Below are 18,473 nucleotides of genomic sequence, written 5' to 3' on the forward strand. Positions count from 1 at the left end.
CAGACCGGCAGTGCCGCTCAGGTCATCAGCGAGGTGAGGAAGTCACCGAGGCCCTGGAACATCGCGATCAGCGCGGCCCCGATCGCCCGGAACATCTGCGCGGCGCCGTCCGGCCGAAAGGCCATGAAGTAGATCAGGAACGCGACACTGCCCCAGGTCAACAGCTTCTTCACGAATACCGGCATCGTCCCTCCCCAGGGCCACGGTCGCCGGATGGCTTCCCGTCGTGCGGCTGGGCAAACGGTGCGCGACGGGCCCTGGTGGCCGGGGGAGGTGCGTCAGAGGTAGAGGCCGGTCGAGTCGTTCTCGATCCGCTCGGCGGCCACGGCGTGCACGTCCCGCTCCCGCAGCAGCACGTAACCGCGGCCGTGCAGCTCGACCTCGGAGCGCTCGTCCGGGTCGAAGAGCACCCGGTCGCCGGAGACGATGGCGCGGACGTTCGGCCCCACCCCGACCGCGGTGGCCCAGGCGAGGCGCTTGCCGACCGCTGCGGTCGCCGGAATGACGATGCCAGCGGTGGAGCGGCGTTCGCCCTCACTGCCCTCCATCCGCACCAGCACACGGTCGTGCAGCAGGCGGATCGGCAGGCCGGCGTCGAGATCGTTGTCGGCGGTCACGTCGCAGACGCTACCGTGTGGCCGACGGTGGCCAGCCGGTGGTTACGCCGAAGGTGGTCGGGGCATTGTGTGGCGGAACCGCCCTACGGTGTCGGGAACGGACGTATGCTGTCCGACCTGTCGCCGTCGGCGGGCCGGGTTTTCTGCCAGGAGGTGCGCTTGAGCCGCTTCGAGCGGGTACGCGGGCGGCTTCGCCGCGCCTACCAGTCACGACAGGAGTCGGCGCGCGCCGACGAGGGCGTCTCCAGTGACGCACTGAACGACGCGTCGGAGGAGGCCCGGGTGGCGTCGCCGGCCGTGCCGGGGCCGACCGCGCCGCCGAGCGCCACGGTCTACGGCGCGGAACCTCCGGTGGACCTGCACAGCTCCACCACCAGCCGGGACGACGCCGACGTTCCGCACGGGCTCCGGATCGCCGCCGCGTGGTGCTGGCGACTGATCGTGATCGGCGTGGTGGCCTGGGCCCTGCTGCGGATCGTCGGCACGATCAAGATCGTGATCATTCCGCTGGCCATCGCGCTGCTGCTCTCCGCGCTGCTCGCCCCGGCGGTGGGCTGGCTGCTGCGGGCCCGGTTCCCTCGGTCGCTGGCGACGGCGGTGGTGCTGGTAGGCGGCCTGGTCGCGGTGATCGGCACGCTGACGCTGGTGGTCAACGAATTCATTCGCGGCGTACCGGAGCTGAGCGAGAAGTCGTCGGAGGGTGTCCGGCAGATCCAGAACTGGCTGAAGACGGGGCCGCTGCACCTCTCGGACACTCAGCTCGACCGCTACATCGACGAGGCGCAGGCCTGGATCAACTCCAACACCTCCAACCTGACAAGTGGCGCCCTGAGCACCGCCGCGACGCTGGCCGAGGTGCTGACCGGCACGCTGCTGGTGCTCTTCGCGACGTTCTTCTTCCTGCGCGACGGCAACCGGATCTGGCGCTTCCTGGTCCGGCTGCTGCCGGTGGCCGCCCGGTGGAAGGTCGACGACGCCGGCCGCGCCTCCTGGCACACGCTCGGCGCCTACGTCCGCGCGACCGTGCTGGTCGCCTTCATCGACGCGGTCGGCATCGGCATCTTCCTGGTCGTCTTCGACATTCCGTTCGCCTTCCCGCTGGCCGCGCTGGTCTTCCTCGGCGCGTTCATCCCGATCGTCGGTGCGGCGCTCTCCGGCGGCGTGGCGGTGCTGGTGGCCCTCGTCGACAGCGGCCCGGTCACCGCGTTGATCATCCTTGGCGCGGTGATCGGCGTACAGCAGATCGAGGGGCACGTGCTGCAACCGCTGATCATGGGCCGGGCGGTCGCCCTGCACCCGCTCGCGGTGATCATCGGTATCGCCGCCGGCGTCGTACTCGCCGGGATCACCGGCGCGCTGGTCTCCGTGCCGCTCATCGCGGTGCTGAACACCGCGGTCCGCCGGCTTGCCGCCCGCAGGGTCCCGGACACCCCGCCCGACGCCGTGGTCGTCGCCTCCCAGGCTCCCTAGACCCGCGCGTCCCGCCAGATCACGCAGGATCACGGAAAGAGTGGCCTCCCGGCAGCGGGAGGCCACTTTTTCCGTGTTGCAGCGCGATCCTGGCCCTGCCCAGCGGGTCAGGACTTGGCCAGGCGTTCCAGGGCACCCCGGGCCACCTCGGGGCGGGTCGTGTACCAGAACGGAGGCAGCGAGCGGCGCAGGAACGGCCCGTAGCCCCGGGCCGTCTCCAGCCGGGAGTCGAGCACCGCGACCACGCCCCGGTCGCCGGTCGCCCGGATCAGCCGGCCCACGCCCTGAGCCAGCCTCACCGCCGCGATCGGCACGCTGACCGCCGAGAAGCCGGAGCCGCCGCCCGCGTCCACGGCCGCCGCGCGGGCCGCCGCCAGCGGTTCGTCCGGGCGGGGGAAGGGCAGCCGGTCGATGACGACGAGCTGGCAGGCGTCGCCCGGCACATCCACCCCCTGCCAGAGCGACATCACCCCGAACAGGCAGCTGGCGCGCTCCTCGCGGAAGCGACGCACCAACAGCGGCAGCGCCTCCTCGCCCTGGAGCAACACCGGCAGGTCGGTCCGCGCGCGCAACAGCTCCGCCGCCTGCTGCGCGGCCCGCCGTGAGGAGAAGAGCCCGAGAGTACGACCACCGAGCGCCTCGACCAGCCCGAGCAGTTCCTCCCCGGCAGCCTCGGGCAGCCCGGAGACGCTGGGGCGGGGAAGGTGCGCGGCGACGTACAGGATGCCCTGCCGGGCGTAGTCGAACGGCGACCCGACGTCGAGTGACCGCCACCCGGGGCCCTCGGTGGCCGGGACGACGGCGTTCGGGGCGACGTCGCCGGCGAGGCGACGGCCCGGCGCCTCGGCGGCCGGCCGGCCGGGGCCGGTGCGGGCGGCCAGCGCGGCCGCGGCAGGGCTCGGCGGGGCGGGCGGTGGCGCGTCCAGCCCGAGGGCGCGGGCGACCGTGTCGAACCGGCCGCCCAGCGCCAGGGTGGCCGAGGTGGCCACGACGGTGCGTTCGTCGTACAGGTGGGTGGCGAGGGTGCCGGCCACCGACAGCGGCGCGACCACCAGTGCCCGGCGGTTGCCGCTGTCGTTCTTCTCCACCCAGGCCACGTCGTGGTCGCCCTCCTCCAGCAGCCGCTGCGCGGTGGTGGAGAGCTCGTCCAGGGCGGCCTTGGCCTGCTGTTTGCGGACCGGGTCGGGGTCGTCGGCCTTGACGTCGCCGATCGCGTCCAGGGCGGAGCGGGTCGCCGCGTCGAGCAGCGTGCACGCCTCCCGCAGTGGCGTCGGCAGCCCCGCGGTGATCCGTCCGGCCGGCGCCTCGGCCAGCCCCACCGCCAGGGCGTCGCCGGCGGCGGTGAGCGCCTCGGCGGTCTCCGGGCGCAGCAGCGTACGGGCCCGCCGGGTGGTCCGGTCGATCAGCTCCGGCACCAGCTCCGCCTGGGCGGCGGAGGAGACCCGGTCGGCCAGCTCGTGCGCCTCGTCGACGATGAGCAGCTTGTGCGGCGGCACGATGTGCCGGTCGGCGAGCATGTCGACAGCGAGCAGGCTGTGGTTGGTCACGACGATGTCGGCCTCCCGGGCGCGGGCCCGCGACGCCTCGGCGAAGCACTCCTGCCCGAACGGGCAACGGGCCGCGCCGACGCACTCGCGGGCCGGCATCGACACCAGCCGCCAGGCCTGGTCGTCGACGCCCGGGTCCAGCTCGTCCCGGTCGCCGGTGGCGGTCTTCTCCGCCCAGTCGCGCAGCCGCTCGACCTGCTTGCCCAGCCGGCCCGCCTCGCCGAGCCACTTCGTCCCGCCGCCGGGGCGCGCCGCGGGGGCGTCGAAGAGGGTGTCCTCGGGCTCCTCCTCGGTGGAGTTGTCCAGTCGGGCGAGGCAGAGATAGTGGTGGCGGCCCTTGAGCACGGCGAAGGTGGGCCGACGGCCGAGCACCGGCTCGACCGCGTCGGCGAGCCGGGGCAGGTCGTGGTCGACCAACTGGGACTGCAACGCCAGGGTGGCCGTGGAGACCACCACCGGACCGTCCACAGTGAGCGCCGGCGCGAGGTAGGCCAGCGACTTGCCGGTGCCGGTGCCCGCCTGCACGAGCAGATGCTCGCCGCCGGCCACACACTCCTCGATCGCCGTGGTCATCTGCAGTTGGCCGGGACGCTCCGCCCCGCCGGGCACCGCGCCGACCGCCGCCGCCAGCAGCTCGGTGCCACTGGGTCGGGCACCCCGCCGCCGGCCCTTGGCACGGGCCGACGGGGTGGCGGAACCGGTGGCGGTGCGGGGCGGAGTCACCGTGCGACGGTACCCGGCGCCGCCGACACCGGCCGCGCCCATCCGCCGCGTGGCGCGATGCCGACCGGGCGGGCGTTGCGGCCGACCCCGTCCGGTTACGGCCGCGCTACGACGCGTTGGGCTGTATCGGTTAGGGTGCGAATCATGCCGAGCGACATGGTCCGCGTGATCTACCGCAAGTACGACGGCAGCGCCCACCGCGACTACCCGGCCCGCCGGCTCACCGAGGATGATCTCGGCATCTGGCTCGGCGTGCCCGAGGGCACCGAGTCGGTCTACCACGGCCGGCCCTCGGTGGAGAAGATCCCGTTCGTGCTGCTGGTGCCGCATCGCGCCTGGTGGACGGCCATGTTCAACCCCCCGCCCCGCACCAGCGAGGTCTACTGCGACATCACGACGCCGGCCCACTGGGAGTCCGACGACACCGTCCACCTGATCGACCTGGACCTGGACGTCGTCCGGCGTCGGGCCACCGGCCTGGTGGAGTTGCTCGACGAGGACGAGTTCGCCGAGCACCGGGTCCGGTTCGGCTACCCGGACGACGTGGTGGTCGAGGCTGAGGCCGCGGCACAGCGGCTGTTCGGTGCCCTGGGCGACGGCACCGAGCCGTTCGCCACCGCGTACCGCAAGTGGTTGGCTCTGGTGGTCTGAGGCCGCACGCCCGGTCGGGCCGGCTCACCAGCGTGGCGGCCAGCCGTCGTCGTCGGCGTCCAGCGGCGGCAGGTCGGTCAGCTTCTCCGGGTTGAGCTGGTTGTAGATGGCGGTGATCCGGCCCTGGTCGACTGCGAACGCGGTGACCAGGCGGATCGGTCGCCCGTCGCTGTGCGTCGTCTCCAGCTGTAGCCCGAGAATGCCGTCGACGAGCACGGGCCGAGCCAGCACCCGGCCGACGTACCGGCCGGTCCGGCCGAACAGGCCGAGCGTGAGGCGAGCCACGGAGTCCGCGCCGAGCACCGGCCAGCGGGCGGCCGGGAAGTGCCCGCCCGAGTCACCGACGAAGACCACGTCCGGCGCGAGCACCTGAAGCAGTTCGTCCAGCTCGCCGGACTCGGTGGCGGCGACGAACGCCTTGAGCACCCGGCGTTGCTCGGCCGGGTCGGCGGTGTGCCGGGGTACGTCCGGCGAGGTGACCGCCCGTCGGGCCCGGGAGGCGAGCTGCCGGGCGGCCGCCTCGGTGGTGCCGAGCACCCCCGCGACCCGGGCGAACGGCAGCGCGAACACGTCGTGCAGCACGAGGGCGACGCGCTGCTCCGGCGCGAGCCGCTCCAGCACCACCAGCAGCGCCGTGCCGACCTGGTCGGTGCGCACCGCCCGCTCGGCCGGGTCGGGTGCGTAGCCGTCGGCCGGTGACCGGCCGCCCAACGGGCTCACCACCGGCTCCGGCAGCCACTGCCCCGGGTACGCCTCCCGGCGGACCCGGGCCGAGCGGAGCACGTCCAGGCAGATCCGGGCACAGGTCGTGGTCAGCCACGCGGACAGGTCCCGGATCTCGGCGCGGGCCGCCGGGTCAGCCAGTGCCCCGGCGTAGCGCAGCCAGGTCTCCTGCACCGCGTCCTCCGCCTCGCTGCGGCTGCCCAGCATCCGGTGGGCCACCGCGAGCAGTCGGCCCCGCTCGGCCTCGAACTCCGTCGCCAGCTCCCGCACGACCCACCACCCCGCTCCCGGTCGGCGTCCCGGCCCCCATCCTCTCCCGCCGAGGGGGCGCGCCGGCAGCCCGCACCCGGCCCGGCCGACCGATGCCGCCGGTCGGTGGAGGCGGCGCGGGGCCGGGCAGCGGGCCGAAATCCAGGAGGCGGCTCTCGGCGGGCGGAAAGGCGGCGGGTGGGTGATGATCCGTGCATGAGCGCACCCCAGCAAGGCCAGATCGTGGCGCCGGACGGCGGCTCGATGCGGGAACTGCTGCGGGTCACCGCGCCGGTGGATCTCGGCGCGATCGACCCGCGGTCCATGCCCGGGCTGCCGGGCCCGGCGGGCGGTGGCGAGCACCGTAAGACCTGGGCGCGGGAGCAGGTGGAGCTGGTCGGCGAGGAGTTGGGCCGGCAGCAGGAGATGCTCTTCGCGATGGCCAAGACCGGGTCGGAACGGCCGGCGCACCGGGTGCTGCTGGTGCTCCAGGCCATGGACTGCGGCGGCAAGGACGGCACGATCAAGCGGGTGGCCGGCGCGATGAACCCGCTGGGCCTGCACATCCGCTCGTTCGGGCCGCCGACCCGCCAGGAGTTGCGGCACGACTTCCTCTGGCGGATTCGCCGGGAGCTGCCACCGCCGGGGTACGTGGGGATGTTCAACCGTTCGCACTACGAGGACGTGTTGATCGCCCGGGTCGGCTCGCTGGTGCCGGAGACGACCTGGCGAGCCCGCTATGACGAAATCAACTCGTTCGAGCGGGAGTTGACCGAGGGTGGCGTCACCCTGATCAAGGTGATGCTGCACATCTCGTACGCCGAGCAGGGCAAGCGCCTGATGGACCGGCTCACCGACCCGCGCAAGCACTGGAAGTACAACCCCTCCGACATCGACTCCCGGGGGCACTGGGACGACTACCAGGCCGCGTACGCCGAGGCCCTGAGCCGGTGCGGCACGGACGCCGCGCCCTGGTTCGTGGTGCCGGCGGACCGCAAGTGGTACCGGGACTGGGCGGTGGCACACCTGCTGCGTGAGACGTTCGACACGCTCGAACTGGGGTATCCGGCTGCCGATTTCGACGTGGCGCGGGAGCGGAAGCGCCTGCTGGCTGGGGGCGTGGGTGCGGGTGGGGCGGCCGAGATGAACGGCAGGTGAACGACCGGTGAATGGCGCCTGGCCAGGGGTGGGCCGGCGAATTCCCGGTTCTGCCGTTTTCTAGCATTCACCGAGCGGGCGCTCTCGGGCACCGCCACCCTTCCACCGACGCGACGAGGTCTGTGCTGTGAAGTTTTCCTTCCGCCCCACCGAGGGCGCCTTCTACGAGCTCTTCACCAGGGCCGCGCAGAACCTGGTCCGGGGCACCGCGCTGCTCAACGAGCTGGCCCTGCCCGGCGTGGACGTGCAGTCCGTCAGCGAGCGGCTGACCGAGGTCGAGCACGACAGCGACCAGATCACCCACGAGCTGTACAAGAAGATCAACTCGACCTTCATCACCCCGTTCGACCGGGAGGACATCTATCGGCTCGGCTCGCTGCTGGACGACGTGATGGACCACCTGGAAGCGGTCGGCGACCTGCTCTACCTGTACGGGCTGACCGAGCTTCCGGCGCTGCCCCGCGAGCTGCACGAGATGGTCAACGTGCTCGACCAGCAGGCCAAGCTGACCGCCGACGCGATGCCCCGGCTGAAGTCGATGAAGGATCTCGAGGACTACTGGATCGAGTGCAACCGGCTGGAGAACGAGGGCGACCGGATCAACCGGCAGCTGCTCGTCCGGCTCTTCTCCGGTGAGTACGACGCGTTGACGGTGCTGAAGATGAAGGAGGTCGCCGACGAGTTGGAGGCCGCCTGCGACGCCTTCGAGCACGTGGCCAACACCGTCGAGACCATCGCCGTCAAGGAGTCCTGAGCCGGTGTCCCCTGAACTCATCGCCGTGCTGGCGGTGATCGCGGTGGCCTTGGCGTTCGACTACACCAACGGCTTCCACGACGCCGCCAACGCGATCGCCACCAGCGTCTCCACCCGGGCGCTGACACCGCGGATCGCCCTCGGGCTCGCCGCGGTCGGCAACTTCGTCGGCGCCCACTTCGGCGCCGGCGTGGCCAAGACCGTCGGCGACGGTCTGGTCACCCTCCCCACCGGGGTGAACAGCCTCGGGGTGGTCTTCGCCGGGGTGCTCGGGGCGATCGCCTGGAACCTGATCACCTGGTACTTCGGTCTGCCCTCGTCGTCCTCGCACGCGCTCTTCGGCGGCCTGGTCGGCGCCACCCTGCTGTCCACCGGCGGCATCGTGCAGTGGGGCAACATCGGCGAGAAGGTGCTGCTGCCGATGGTGCTGTCGCCGATCGTCGGCCTCACCCTCGGTTACCTGCTGATGCTGGCCATCCTCTGGCTGTTTCGGAAGGGGCAGCCGGGCAAGCTCAACCGGGGCTTCCGCTGGGCGCAGACCGCCTCGGCGGCCGCCATGTCGGTCGGTCACGGCATGCAGGATGCCGCCAAGACCATGGGCATCGTGGTGCTGGCGCTCTACACCGGTGGTTTCCAGGAGAGCAAGACGCACATCCCGGGGTGGGTGTTCTGGACCTCGGCGACGATGCTGGCCCTCGGCACGTACGCCGGCGGCTGGCGGATCATCCGTACCCTCGGTCGCAAGATCATCGACCTGGGTCCGCCGGAGGGCTTCGCCGCCGAGACCGTCGCCAGCGCGGTGCTCTACTTCAACGCGCTGGTGCTGAAGGCACCGATCTCCACCACCCACACCATCACCTCGGCGATCATGGGTGTGGGCGCGACCAAGCGACTCTCCGCGGTCCGCTGGAACGTGGCCGGCAACATCGTGCTCGCCTGGATCATCACGTTCCCGGCCGCCGCGCTCATCGCGTGCGTCACGTACCTGCTGGTCCGGCCGCTCTTCGGCTGAGTTTCCGCAAGGGCCCCCGGTCACGGTCTCGCCGTGGCCGGGGGCCCTTGCGCTGTTCAGACGTAGCGCACGCCGATCTGCTCGCGGACCGTGTCCAGCAGGGTCATCACCTCAAGGGTCGTGGCGTGTGGCACCACCGGGCTCTCGGTCAGGCCGGCGGCCAGGCAACGCTGCACCTCGATCGCCTCGTACTGGTAGCCGTTGCCGGCCCCGTCAGCGACGATCGTCTCCGGCTCCGCGCCGGCCCGGTGCACTGTCACCGAACCCGGCCGGAAGAACGGCTCCGGTAGGTCGATCCGCCCCGTGGTGCCCGTTACCGAGGCGGTCTGCCCGCTCAACCCGACCATGCCGCAACTCAGGGTGGCCAGCGCACCGGTGTCGTAGCCGAACAGCATGCCGGTGTTCTCGTCCGTCCCCTCCGGGCCGAGCTGCGCCCAGGACCGGATGTGCTGCGGCACCCCGAGCAGCAGGTGGGCCAGGCTGATCGGGTAGATCCCCAGGTCGAGCAGGGCGCCCCCGCCCAGCGCCGCGTTGCGCATCCGGTGCTCCGGCGGGAACGGCCCGGCCACCCCGAAGTCGGCCCGGACGCCGGTCACCGTGCCGATCGCCCCGTCCGCGATCAACTCGACCACCCGCAGGATCATCGGATTCAGCCGCATCCACATGGCCTCCATCAGGAAGACCCCGGCGGCGCGGGCGGTGTCCACCAACTCGCTGCTGGTGGCCAGGTCGAGGGTGAACGGCTTCTCCAACAGCACCGCCCGCCCTGCGGTGAGGCAGGTCATCGCCGCCTCGTAGTGCGCGGAATGCGGGGTCGCCACGTAGATCGCGTCCACCTCCGGGTCGGCGGCCAACTCCACCCAGGAGCCGTAGGCGCGCTTCGCGCCGTACGTGTCGGCGAAGCGCTGCGCGCTCTCCGCGGCGCGGGAACCCACCGCTACCAACTCGGCGTCCGGCACCAGCCGGAGGTCTTCGGCGAAACGGCTGGCGATGTGGCCGGTGGCCAGGATGCCCCAACGAGTCATGCCGGCACGCTAGCCGAGCCAGGTGAACCGCCCGCCGCCCGGCCTGCGCTGTCCCAGCCCGCACTGCCCGGGTCGCTGGGGCCCGGTTCGCACTGCCCGGCCATGCGCCCTGCCCCCGACGCCATCTCGTTTGGCGGCGACCGCGACCACGCCCCGACCGGCGCGCGGCTCGGGCCTGCCACCCTGACGAGCGGTATACCTCTGAGTCATAAATATGCCTCAGAGGTATACCGCTCATGTCGGCGACCGGGCCCCGACCGAGCCGAGCGCTTCGTGGCTTGGCGCGCGGAAGGCAATCGCGCTGTCGGGAACTAGGCTCGCGGGCATGACGATCGACAGTGCCGGCTTCGCCGCCCCGGCCGCCCTGGTCGAGCACGCCCGCCGGTTCCAGGCCGAGGGTGGCACCCCGGCCACGCCGCGGGTCGCGGCCACCGTGCTGCTGCTGCGTCCGACCGACGCCGACTTCGAGGTGTACGTCATCCGCCGGGTCGCCGCGATGACCTTCGGCGGGATGTACGCCTTCCCCGGAGGAGGGGTGGACCGCTCCGACTCGGAGGCGCACCTGGACTGGGCCGGCCCGACGCCGGGAGAGTGGGCGGACCGGCTGGGGGTGGCCCACCAGGCCGCGCAGGCGGTGGTCTGCGCCGCCGCTCGGGAGGTCTTCGAGGAGGCCGGAGTACTGCTCGCCGGCCCGAACTCCGAGACCGTGGTGGGCGACGTCAGCGGCGACGACTGGGAGGCGGCCCGGCAGGACCTGGAGGGACGGCGACTGGGCTTCGCGGCGCTGCTCGCCGACCGTCAGCTCACCCTTCGGTCGGACCTGCTGCTGCCGTGGAGCCGGTGGATCACTCCCGAGTTCGAGCCGCGCCGCTTCGACACGTACTTCTTCGTCGCCCTGTTGCCGGCGGGACAACGGACCCGCGACGTCTCCGGCGAGGCTGACCACACCCTGTGGATCCGCCCGGCGGACGCGCTGGCCCGCGCGCAGGCCGGCGAGCTGACCATGCTGCCACCGACCCTGGTCACGCTGGCCCAGGTGGCGGCGGCCGGCGACCTGGCCGGGGTGGCGCGGGCGGCGGCCGACCGGGACGCCGCCAGCCCGGTCACCCCGCGCCTGGACCTGCCCCCGGACGGCGAACCCCGCTTCGTCCTGGGCTGACCAGGGGCCCTGCCGCAGAGCGGGACATGGCACCGGCGCCCACGCCGGGAGGCGGGGCGCCGGTGACCGGACGTGGTCGGCTCAGCCGAAGCGGCCGGTGATGTAGTCCTCGGTCTTCTTCACGCTCGGGTTGCTGAAGATCTTCTGGGTGTTGTCGTACTCGATCAGCCGGCCCGGGTCGCCGGTCTTCTCGATCGAGAAGAAGGCGGTCCGGTCCGAGACACGTGCTGCCTGCTGCATGTTGTGGGTCACGATGATGATCGTGAACTTGTCCTTGAGCTGGAACATCAGGTCCTCGATCGCCAGCGTGGAGATCGGGTCCAGGGCGGAGCACGGCTCGTCCATCAGGACGACCTGCGGCTCGACCGCGATGGTCCGGGCGATGCAGAGCCGCTGCTGCTGACCGCCGGAGAGGCCCGCGCCGGGCTTGCCCAACCGGTCCTTGACCTCGCCCCACAGGTTCGCGGCGCGCAGGGCCTTCTCGGCCGCGTCCTCCAGGATCGACTTCTTGCGGACCCCGTTGAGCTTCAGCCCGGCCACCACGTTCTCGAAGATGCTCATGGTGGGGAACGGGTTCGGCCGCTGAAAGACCATGCCGATGGTGCGCCGGACCGCTGTGACGTCCACGTCCCGGTCGTAGATGTCCTGGTCGTCGATGGTCAGGCTGCCCTCGACCCGGGCCCCCGGCAGCACCTCGTGCATCCGGTTGATCGACCGCAGGAACGTCGACTTGCCGCAACCAGACGGCCCGATGAGGGCGGTGACCGTCTTCGGCTCGACCGTCAGGTTGATGTTCTCGATTGCCTTGAAGCCGCCGTAGTACGCGGTGACGTTCGAGGCGGAGACGCGCTTGGCCATGGTGGTACCTCCGGGGTTCATCGGCTGAGCCTGTTGCGACGGGCCAGCAGCTTCGCCGCGATCGTCAGGATGAGCACGAGGGCGACCAGTGTGAGTGCCGCGGTCCACGCCCGTGCCGGCGCGTACTTCGACGCGTCGCCGGCCTGCTGGTAGACGAAGAGGGACAGCGACGACTGGCTGTTCTCGAAGGGGTTGGTGTTGATCGCGGCGCCACCGCCGGCGACCAGCAGCACCGGCGCGGTCTCACCGGCCGCGCGGGCGATGGCGAGCATGACGCCGGTGACGATGCCGGGCAGCGCCGTCGGCAGCACCACCCGCAGGATGGTCTTCCACTTGGGTACGCCGAGCGCGTACGCGCCCTCGCGCAGTGGCGCCGGTACGAGGCGGAGCATCTCCTCGGTGGACCGGACGATGGTGGGCAGCATGAGCACGCTCAGCGCGAGCGCGGCGGCGAAGCCGGAGAAGCTGGGCCGACCGTCGTTGAACCACGGCGACACGATCAGCACCCAGAACGCCAGCACGAAGAGGCCGGAGACGATCGACGGAATGCCGGTCATCACGTCCACGAAGAACCGGATCGCGAAGGCGAACTTGCCGCGCCCGTACTCGACGATGTAGATCGCGCAGAGAACGCCGAGCGGGACGGTGATCAGGGTGGCGATGCCGACCTGCTCCAGCGTGCCGACGATCGCGTGGTACGCGCCGCCGTTGGCGTCCCGGGCCCCGATGTTGTTCATCGAGGTTTGGAAGAAGTTGACGTCCAGTCGGTCGGCGCCCTTGCTGATCAGCGTCCAGACCACCGACACGAGTGGCAGTACCGCCAGCACGAAGGCGGAGTGGATCAGCGCGCTCCAGGTGCGGTTGCGGGCCGACCGGCGCCCCTCGACCGCGTTGGCGGCGGCGAAGAGCCCGACCAGGTAAAGGATCGCACCGAGGACGACCACGAGGACCGGGCCGCCGATGCTGGTGCCGTAGACGAGCACGGCGGAGAGCGCCAGGGCCGCCACGGCGATGGCCGGGGCGGCGTACCAGGGCAGCCGCTTGGCCCGCAGCGAGTCGGGTTGGGCCGGCGGCCGGGTGCGGTGGGAGGTGGCGGTTGTGGTCATGCGGCCGACTCCGTGAACTCCCGGCGGCGGTAGATGATCGCCCGCGCCGTGATGTTGACGATCAGCGTGATGGTGAACAGCACCAGACCGGAGGCGATGAGCGCGCCACGGCCAGTCTCGTTCGCCTCGCCGAACGCGTTGGCGATGTTGGCGGCGATGGTGTTGCCGCCGTTCTGGATCAGGTTGAACGAGATGCCGAAGGTGATGCCGAGGGTCAGCGCCAGGGCGATGGTCTCGCCGAGCGCCCGGCCGAGGCCGAGCATCATCGCGGCGATGATGCCGGGACGGCCGTAGGGCAGCACCGCGGTCCGGAGCATCTCCCAGCGGGTGGCGCCCAGGGCGAGGGCGGCCTCCTCGTTCGCGGTGGGGGTCTGGAGGAACACCTCGCGGGAGAGCGAGGTGATGATCGGCAGCACCATGATCGCGAGCACCAGCGCGCCGAGCATGACGGACGCCCCGAAGGGGCCGTCGCCGCCGAAGAGCGGGATCCAGCCGAAGTGCTGGTTCAGCCAGACCGAGAAGTCCCGGACGGGGCTGCTGAAGACGTCCCGTCCCCAGAGGCCGAAGACCACGCTCGGTACGGCGGCCAGCAGGTCGACCAGGAAGCCGAGCGCGGTGCCCAGCCGGCGCGGCGCGTAGTGCGAGAGGTAGAGCGCGATGCCGAGCGCCACCGGCACCGCGATGAGCAGTGCGAGCGCCGAGCTGAGCACGGTGCCGAAGGCGAGCGCACCGATGCCGAACTTCGGCTCCGTCTCGTTGGGGGACCAGCCCTCGTAGGACCAGAAGTTCTCGGTGTTGGCGCGTAGGGCCGGCACCGCCTTGGCGACCAGGAAGATCGCGATGGCGGCGATGATGACCAGAACGGCGGTGCCGGCGGCCAGGGTGAGACCGCGGAAGGCCCGCTCGGCGCCGAACTTACGGCTGCGCGGCAGCGCGCCGCCGCCGCCCAGCCCGGTGCCGCCCGGGGAACGGGTGCTGACTGGTGCCTCGGCCACACGCGCCGAGGCACCGGCGGGCCACTCGTGACTCTGGGTCACGCGCGTCCCGCCGGTGCCGGCGTCGGCCGAGCGGTGAGGGGTTTCACCCATCTGCTCGCTCGATTCGGTTGCGGAGGTGTGGAATCGGGTCAGGAGAGGTTCTTGACCGCGGTCTCGACCTTGGTGCGGACCGTCTCCGGCAGCGGGGCGTAGCCCAGCTCGGTGAGAGAGGCCTGGCCCTCGGCGCTGGCGGCGTGGCCCAGCAGACCCTTGACCAGCTTCAGCTTGTCGGCCGCGAGGCCCTTGCTGCAGACGATCTCGTACGTCGCCAGGACGATCGGGTAGGCCCCGGCCTCCTTGGTGTTGTAGTCGATCTTCAGCTTGAGGTCGTCGCCCTGACCCTCGACGGCAGCGCCGGCGATGGTCTTGCCGGCCGCCTCGGCGGTCAGCGCGGCGAACTCGCCGTTGCCGTTGCCGATCTTCGACATCTTCAGACCGGCGTTCTCGGCGAACGACCACTCCATGTAGCCGATGGAGCCGTCCGCGCCCTTGACCCGGCTGGCCACGCCGTCCGAGCCCTTGGCGCCGGTGCCGCCCGGGGCCTTCCACGCCTTGGCGTTGCCCAGGGCCCAGTCGCTCTCAGCGGTCTTCGAGAGGTACTTGGTGAAGTTGTCGGTGGTGCCCGACTCGTCCGAACGGTGGACGGTCTGGATCGTGGTCGCCGGGAGCTTGGCGTCCGGGTTGTCGGCCTTGATCGTGGCGTCGTCCCACTTGGTGACCTTGCCGGCGAAGATCTTCGCCAGGGTGGCCGGCTTGAGCTGGAGGTTGTCCACGCCGCTGACGTTGTAGGCGACGGCCACCGGGCCGATCACCATCGGCAGGTGGATGGCCTTGCCACCGACGCACTTGGCGTCGGCCTGCGGCTGCTCCTCCGGCTTGAGCGCGGAGTCGGAACCGGCGAAGTCGGCGGTCCCGGCGATGAACGCCTGGATACCGGCGCCCGAGCCGGAAGCCTCGTAGTTGATCGTGGTGCCCTGGCACTTCTGCTGGTACGCCTTGATCCACTCGGCCATGGCGTTCTTCTGGGCCGACGAGCCCTGGGCGTTCAGCGTGCCGGTAGCGCAGTCGACCGCGGCGGCCGAGCCCGAAGCACTCGCGCCGGAGGCGGGCTCGTTGTTGTCCGAGCCGCATGCACTGAGGCCGAGCGTCGCGGCAAGAGCGAGGCAGGCAATAGTGCCGTACCGCTGGAGCTTCACCTGAGGGGTTTCCCTTCGCGTCTGACTTGGCGCCCCGATCCCGGGGCCCGAGGACCGGCACTGACCGGCTGACACGAAAGTTAGAAGTGCCAGGTAGCCGGTTCGCCGGTCGCAAGTGAACGCAAGGTGAACACGTGCGGCCCCTGAGGTGACCGCTTGCCGAGGGTGAGTTGTCCGTTAAGTGAACCCGGGTACGCCTGTCGGAAGTATGGGTATATTTCCGGTTCGGCGTTATCCCGCCGACGCTCGGCCGTTACCCGTCGGTGACGCGGTCGGAGCGACGGCCGACGGTCAGCCCAGGTGGTAGTTGATGTGCGCGGACCAGCGGGCGAAGCCCAGCCGCTCGTAGAGCGCGACGGCCCCGGTGTTCGAGTCGTCCACGAAGAGCATCACCCGGTCGAGGCCACGCTTGTCCCGCAGGTGTGCCAGCCCGGCGGTGGTCAGGGCCCGGCCGAGCCCGCCACCGTGCGCGGTCGGCTCCACCCCCAGGACGTACACCTCGCCGATCCGGGCCGACCCCGGCCGCTCGTGCACCTTGGTCCAGTGGAAACCGAGCAGTCGGCCGGTCTCGGTCTCCTCGGCGAGCAGGAAGCCCGCCGGGTCGAACCAGGGCTCGGCGAGGCGGACCCGTAGGTCGTCCGACGTCCACCGGCCCTGTTCGGGGTGCTCGGCGAAGGCCCGTGCGTTGAGGGCCAACCAGGCCGCGTCGTCCGCCCCGGGCCGGAACGCGCGTAGCGCCACCCCGTCGGGCAGGCGCGGCTCACCCAGCGGGGCCGCCAACGGCCGGCGCAACTGCCAGAGCACCCGGGCGCGGGCGAAGCCGAGGTCGACGGCGAGCGCGGCGGCCGAGGGGTGGTCGCCGTGCGCCCACGCCCGCAGCGGCCCGGTGGCCGAGGCGAGTACACCCCGGGCGAGCGCCCGCCCCGTGCCCCGTCGCCGGTACGCGGGGTGCACCACCAGCTCGACCCCGATCCCACCGACCGGGTCGGTGGTGTCCAGGTGCGCGTACCCCGTGAGGGTGCCGTCGTCGGCGCGGGCGATCAGGTGCACGGCGGGGGCGTCGGCGTCGCGCAGCCGCAGCAGGACGTGTTCGTCGAGCGGGTCCGCTCCGTCCACGTCACCTGCGGCGCTGGCGAGGGCGAGTACGTCGGCGATCTCCGCCGGCGCCAGTTGGTCGCTCCGGGTCACCTGGTCGCTGGTCGGCTCCGCGCTGCTCATCCCGCCACCGTATCCGTTGCGTGTCGTGACGCCCGGAGCGTCGCCGTAAAGCCGCGGCTCACGTCGGGTCGGTGGGGAGTGCCTCCAGCTCGAACCGGGCGGTCAGGTCGGGCAGGATCCGGCGCAGCGCCTCCACCGTGCCCTGCCGGTCCCCACCGGCGTCGTGCAGCAGCACCACCGAGCCCGGTTCGGCCTGACTCAGCACCGTCGCGGTGATCTTGGCGGCGCCGGGTAGCTCCCAGTCCGACGGATCCACCGACCAGTGCAGCGGGGTCATGCCGAGCTGCCGCGCCACCGACACCACCGGGTACGTCCAGGCTCCGCCCGGCTGGCGGTACCAGACGATCGGGGCGTTCGGCACCGCCGCCCGGATCGCCGCGTTGGTGCGCAGCAGGTCGGAGCGGATCGCGTCGGCCGACCGTGCGCCCAGGCCGACGTCGTGGTGCCAGGAGTGGTTGCACAGGGTGTGCCCGGCGTCCACGATCGACTGGACCAGGTCGGGGTGGTTCTGCGCGTTCTCGCCGACCACACAGAACGTGGCGCGCACGTCGTATTCGCTCAGGAGGGCGAGGACCTGCGGCGTGTAGCGCGGGTCCGGCCCGTCGTCGAAGGTCAGCGCGAGCCGCGGGGTGCCGGTGGTGGCGTGCGCGCCGAACAGGTTGTCGCCTCCGGCGTCCCGTCCGGACCCGTCCTGGCCGGCCTCGGCGGGGCCGGTCCCAGCCGCGCTCGCGCTGGCGCTCGGGGCTCCGCCCGGCTCGCCAACGCCGGGCTGGTCGGCGTAGTGCGGCCCGTCGGCGCTCGTGGTGACACCGGTGGACTGCCTGGGTGTCTGGTCGGGGACGAGGCTGCGGCCCAGCACGTACGCGGAGCCGAGCAGCCCCGCCACCACCAGCGTCACGATTCCCGCGGCCCGCGCGGTGGAGCTGCCCCGCGTCACGACTTCCGCCTGGCTTGCCGGTCACGCCGGCCCGTCGCCCCCGTGTTCAGTGCGCGCACCGTCGCCCCTTTCTCCGACAAACCCGGCAGTCAGAATAGAGCCGCCAAGCTGCGCAAAAAGGGCATATGGGAAATCGCCCGGAGTGGCCTCCGGATCAGACCGGCAGGGGCGCGTGCTCCGCCTCGGGGAGCGACCGCGACGGCGGAACGACGAACTTGTAGCCGACCTGACGGACGGTGCCGATCATCGACTCGTACTCCGAGCCGAGCTTGGCGCGCAGTCGTCGGACGTGCACGTCCACCGTGCGGGTGCCGCCGAAGTAGTCGTAGCCCCAGACCTCGCGCAGGAGCTGGTCCCGGGTGAACACCCGACCCGGGTGCTGGGCCAGGAACTTCAGCAGCTCGAACTCCTTGTAGGTGAGGTCGAGCGGGCGGCCCTTGAGCTTGGCCGCGTAGGTGTCCGGGTCGATGGTCAGCTCGCCGGCCCGGATCGAACCACCCGCGCCAGCGGTCGCGTTGCTGAGCCGGCCCACCGCCAGTCGCAGCCGTGCCTCGACCTCGGCCGGGCCGGCCGAGGCGAGGATGACGTCGTCGACGCCCCAGTCGGCGTTGAGTGCGATCAGGCCGGCCTCGGTCACCACCGCGACCAACGGCACGCCGAGTCCGGTGGCGTGCAACATCCGGCAGGTCGCCCGGGCCTCGCTCAACTCCGATCGGGCATCCACCATCACCGCGTCCGGGCTGGGGCCCGCGACCAGGGTGCGAACATCACGCGGCGCGGTGCGGACCGAGTGCGGCAGCAGGTCGAGCGCCGGCAGCACAGCCGACGGTTCTCCTGCGCGTGCGGTCACCAGCAACAGGATCTCCACGATCACCTCCGTCCCGGCGGCGCGAGGCCGCACGCGACCAGTCGCACTCATCAAGGAGTGCGCTGAGAAATTGCGTGGTCCCGGCGTCGCTGACGGGCGGGTAACGCGTTGAGCCTAACCGATCGCCTCGGCCGCGCCGTCAGGCCATTTCCTGTTTGTCTACCT

17 protein-coding genes and 2 pseudogenes are annotated in these 18,473 nt (G+C 71.7%); 6 read left to right on the forward strand and 13 right to left on the reverse strand.

The annotated features are described in order from the left end of the window. Positions 1–17: 17 nt before the first annotated feature. Complete coding sequence (locus tag ABTW72_RS11595) at positions 18–185, reverse strand: hypothetical protein (RefSeq protein WP_167337262.1); 168 nt, start codon at positions 183–185, stop codon at positions 18–20. Between the two features lie 93 nt (positions 186–278). Next, positions 279–617, reverse strand: coding sequence for a GroES family chaperonin (locus tag ABTW72_RS11600; protein WP_091402887.1), 339 nt, complete (start codon positions 615–617; stop codon positions 279–281). Between the two features lie 105 nt (positions 618–722). Between ABTW72_RS11600 and ABTW72_RS11605 the strand changes: the two genes are divergently transcribed. Then, positions 723–2,087: an AI-2E family transporter gene (locus ABTW72_RS11605; protein WP_350857447.1), complete on the forward strand. Its 1,365-nt coding sequence runs from the start codon at positions 723–725 to the stop codon at positions 2,085–2,087. A 107-nt stretch (positions 2,088–2,194) separates the two neighbouring features. On the opposite strand, the pseudogene ABTW72_RS32705 reads toward ABTW72_RS11605, so the two are convergent. Then, positions 2,195–2,890: pseudogene (locus ABTW72_RS32705) on the reverse strand (ATP-dependent DNA helicase); the annotation flags it as partial. A 111-nt stretch (positions 2,891–3,001) separates the two neighbouring features. After that, positions 3,002–4,399: pseudogene (locus ABTW72_RS32710) on the reverse strand (ATP-dependent DNA helicase); the annotation flags it as partial. Between the two features lie 102 nt (positions 4,400–4,501). On the opposite strand from ABTW72_RS32710, the gene ABTW72_RS11615 reads away from it, so the two are divergent. Further along, positions 4,502–5,008: a DUF402 domain-containing protein gene (locus tag ABTW72_RS11615; protein ID WP_350857453.1), complete on the forward strand. Its 507-nt coding sequence runs from the start codon at positions 4,502–4,504 to the stop codon at positions 5,006–5,008. Positions 5,009–5,032: 24 nt separating this feature from the next. Here the strand turns inward: ABTW72_RS11615 and sigJ are convergent, their stop codons facing one another. Further along, positions 5,033–6,001, reverse strand: a complete 969-nt coding sequence (sigJ, locus tag ABTW72_RS11620; protein ID WP_350857456.1) for an RNA polymerase sigma factor SigJ — start codon at positions 5,999–6,001, stop codon at positions 5,033–5,035. A 195-nt stretch (positions 6,002–6,196) separates the two neighbouring features. On the opposite strand from sigJ, the gene ABTW72_RS11625 reads away from it, so the two are divergent. From ABTW72_RS11625 to ABTW72_RS11635, 3 genes are all read left to right on the forward strand, one after another. Next, positions 6,197–7,138: a PPK2 family polyphosphate kinase gene (locus ABTW72_RS11625; protein WP_350857459.1), complete on the forward strand. Its 942-nt coding sequence runs from the start codon at positions 6,197–6,199 to the stop codon at positions 7,136–7,138. Positions 7,139–7,265: 127 nt separating this feature from the next. Continuing rightward, positions 7,266–7,892 carry a DUF47 domain-containing protein gene (locus ABTW72_RS11630; protein WP_030327784.1) on the forward strand — a complete coding sequence of 209 codons (627 nt, stop codon included), beginning with the start codon at positions 7,266–7,268 and terminating at the stop codon, positions 7,890–7,892. Between the two features lie 4 nt (positions 7,893–7,896). Continuing rightward, the gene (locus ABTW72_RS11635; RefSeq protein ID WP_091402868.1) at positions 7,897–8,904 is read left to right on the forward strand and encodes an inorganic phosphate transporter; all 1,008 of its coding nucleotides are present in this window, start codon (positions 7,897–7,899) and stop codon (positions 8,902–8,904) included. 56 nt (positions 8,905–8,960) lie between these two features. Here ABTW72_RS11635 and ABTW72_RS11640 read toward each other — a convergent pair whose 3' ends face one another. Further along, positions 8,961–9,929, reverse strand: a complete 969-nt coding sequence (locus ABTW72_RS11640) for a Gfo/Idh/MocA family protein (RefSeq protein ID WP_350857463.1) — start codon at positions 9,927–9,929, stop codon at positions 8,961–8,963. Between the two features lie 325 nt (positions 9,930–10,254). Between ABTW72_RS11640 and ABTW72_RS11645 the strand changes: the two genes are divergently transcribed. Then, entirely contained in the window at positions 10,255–11,088 is an 834-nt protein-coding gene (locus ABTW72_RS11645; RefSeq protein ID WP_350857466.1) for an NUDIX hydrolase, read from the forward strand. A gap of 81 nt (positions 11,089–11,169) precedes the next feature. Here ABTW72_RS11645 and pstB read toward each other — a convergent pair whose 3' ends face one another. From pstB to ABTW72_RS11680, 7 genes are all read right to left on the reverse strand, one after another. Beyond that, on the reverse strand, positions 11,170–11,946 hold the full coding sequence (gene pstB / locus ABTW72_RS11650) for a phosphate ABC transporter ATP-binding protein PstB (protein WP_112584183.1): 777 nt from the start codon (positions 11,944–11,946) through the stop codon (positions 11,170–11,172). A gap of 17 nt (positions 11,947–11,963) precedes the next feature. Then, the gene (pstA, locus tag ABTW72_RS11655) at positions 11,964–13,052 is read right to left on the reverse strand and encodes a phosphate ABC transporter permease PstA (protein WP_350857469.1); all 1,089 of its coding nucleotides are present in this window, start codon (positions 13,050–13,052) and stop codon (positions 11,964–11,966) included. Then, positions 13,049–14,140 (reverse strand): phosphate ABC transporter permease subunit PstC, encoded by a 1,092-nt coding sequence (gene pstC / locus ABTW72_RS11660; RefSeq protein WP_112606114.1) that lies wholly within the window; start codon positions 14,138–14,140, stop codon positions 13,049–13,051. The genes pstA and pstC overlap by 4 nt, the downstream gene beginning before the upstream one ends. A gap of 38 nt (positions 14,141–14,178) precedes the next feature. Next, the gene (gene pstS / locus ABTW72_RS11665; RefSeq protein ID WP_350857472.1) at positions 14,179–15,285 is read right to left on the reverse strand and encodes a phosphate ABC transporter substrate-binding protein PstS; all 1,107 of its coding nucleotides are present in this window, start codon (positions 15,283–15,285) and stop codon (positions 14,179–14,181) included. Positions 15,286–15,576: 291 nt separating this feature from the next. Beyond that, the gene (gene mshD, locus ABTW72_RS11670) at positions 15,577–16,503 is read right to left on the reverse strand and encodes a mycothiol synthase (protein ID WP_350857475.1); all 927 of its coding nucleotides are present in this window, start codon (positions 16,501–16,503) and stop codon (positions 15,577–15,579) included. 58 nt (positions 16,504–16,561) lie between these two features. Next, entirely contained in the window at positions 16,562–17,440 is an 879-nt protein-coding gene (locus ABTW72_RS11675) for a polysaccharide deacetylase family protein (protein WP_350857478.1), read from the reverse strand. Positions 17,441–17,594: 154 nt separating this feature from the next. Continuing rightward, the gene (locus tag ABTW72_RS11680; protein WP_181518701.1) at positions 17,595–18,314 is read right to left on the reverse strand and encodes a winged helix-turn-helix transcriptional regulator; all 720 of its coding nucleotides are present in this window, start codon (positions 18,312–18,314) and stop codon (positions 17,595–17,597) included. Positions 18,315–18,473 lie beyond the last annotated feature (159 nt).

Origin of the sequence: Micromonospora sp. NPDC127501 (assembly GCF_040302185.1) — a bacterium.
Lineage (GTDB): Bacteria > Actinomycetota > Actinomycetes > Mycobacteriales > Micromonosporaceae > Micromonospora.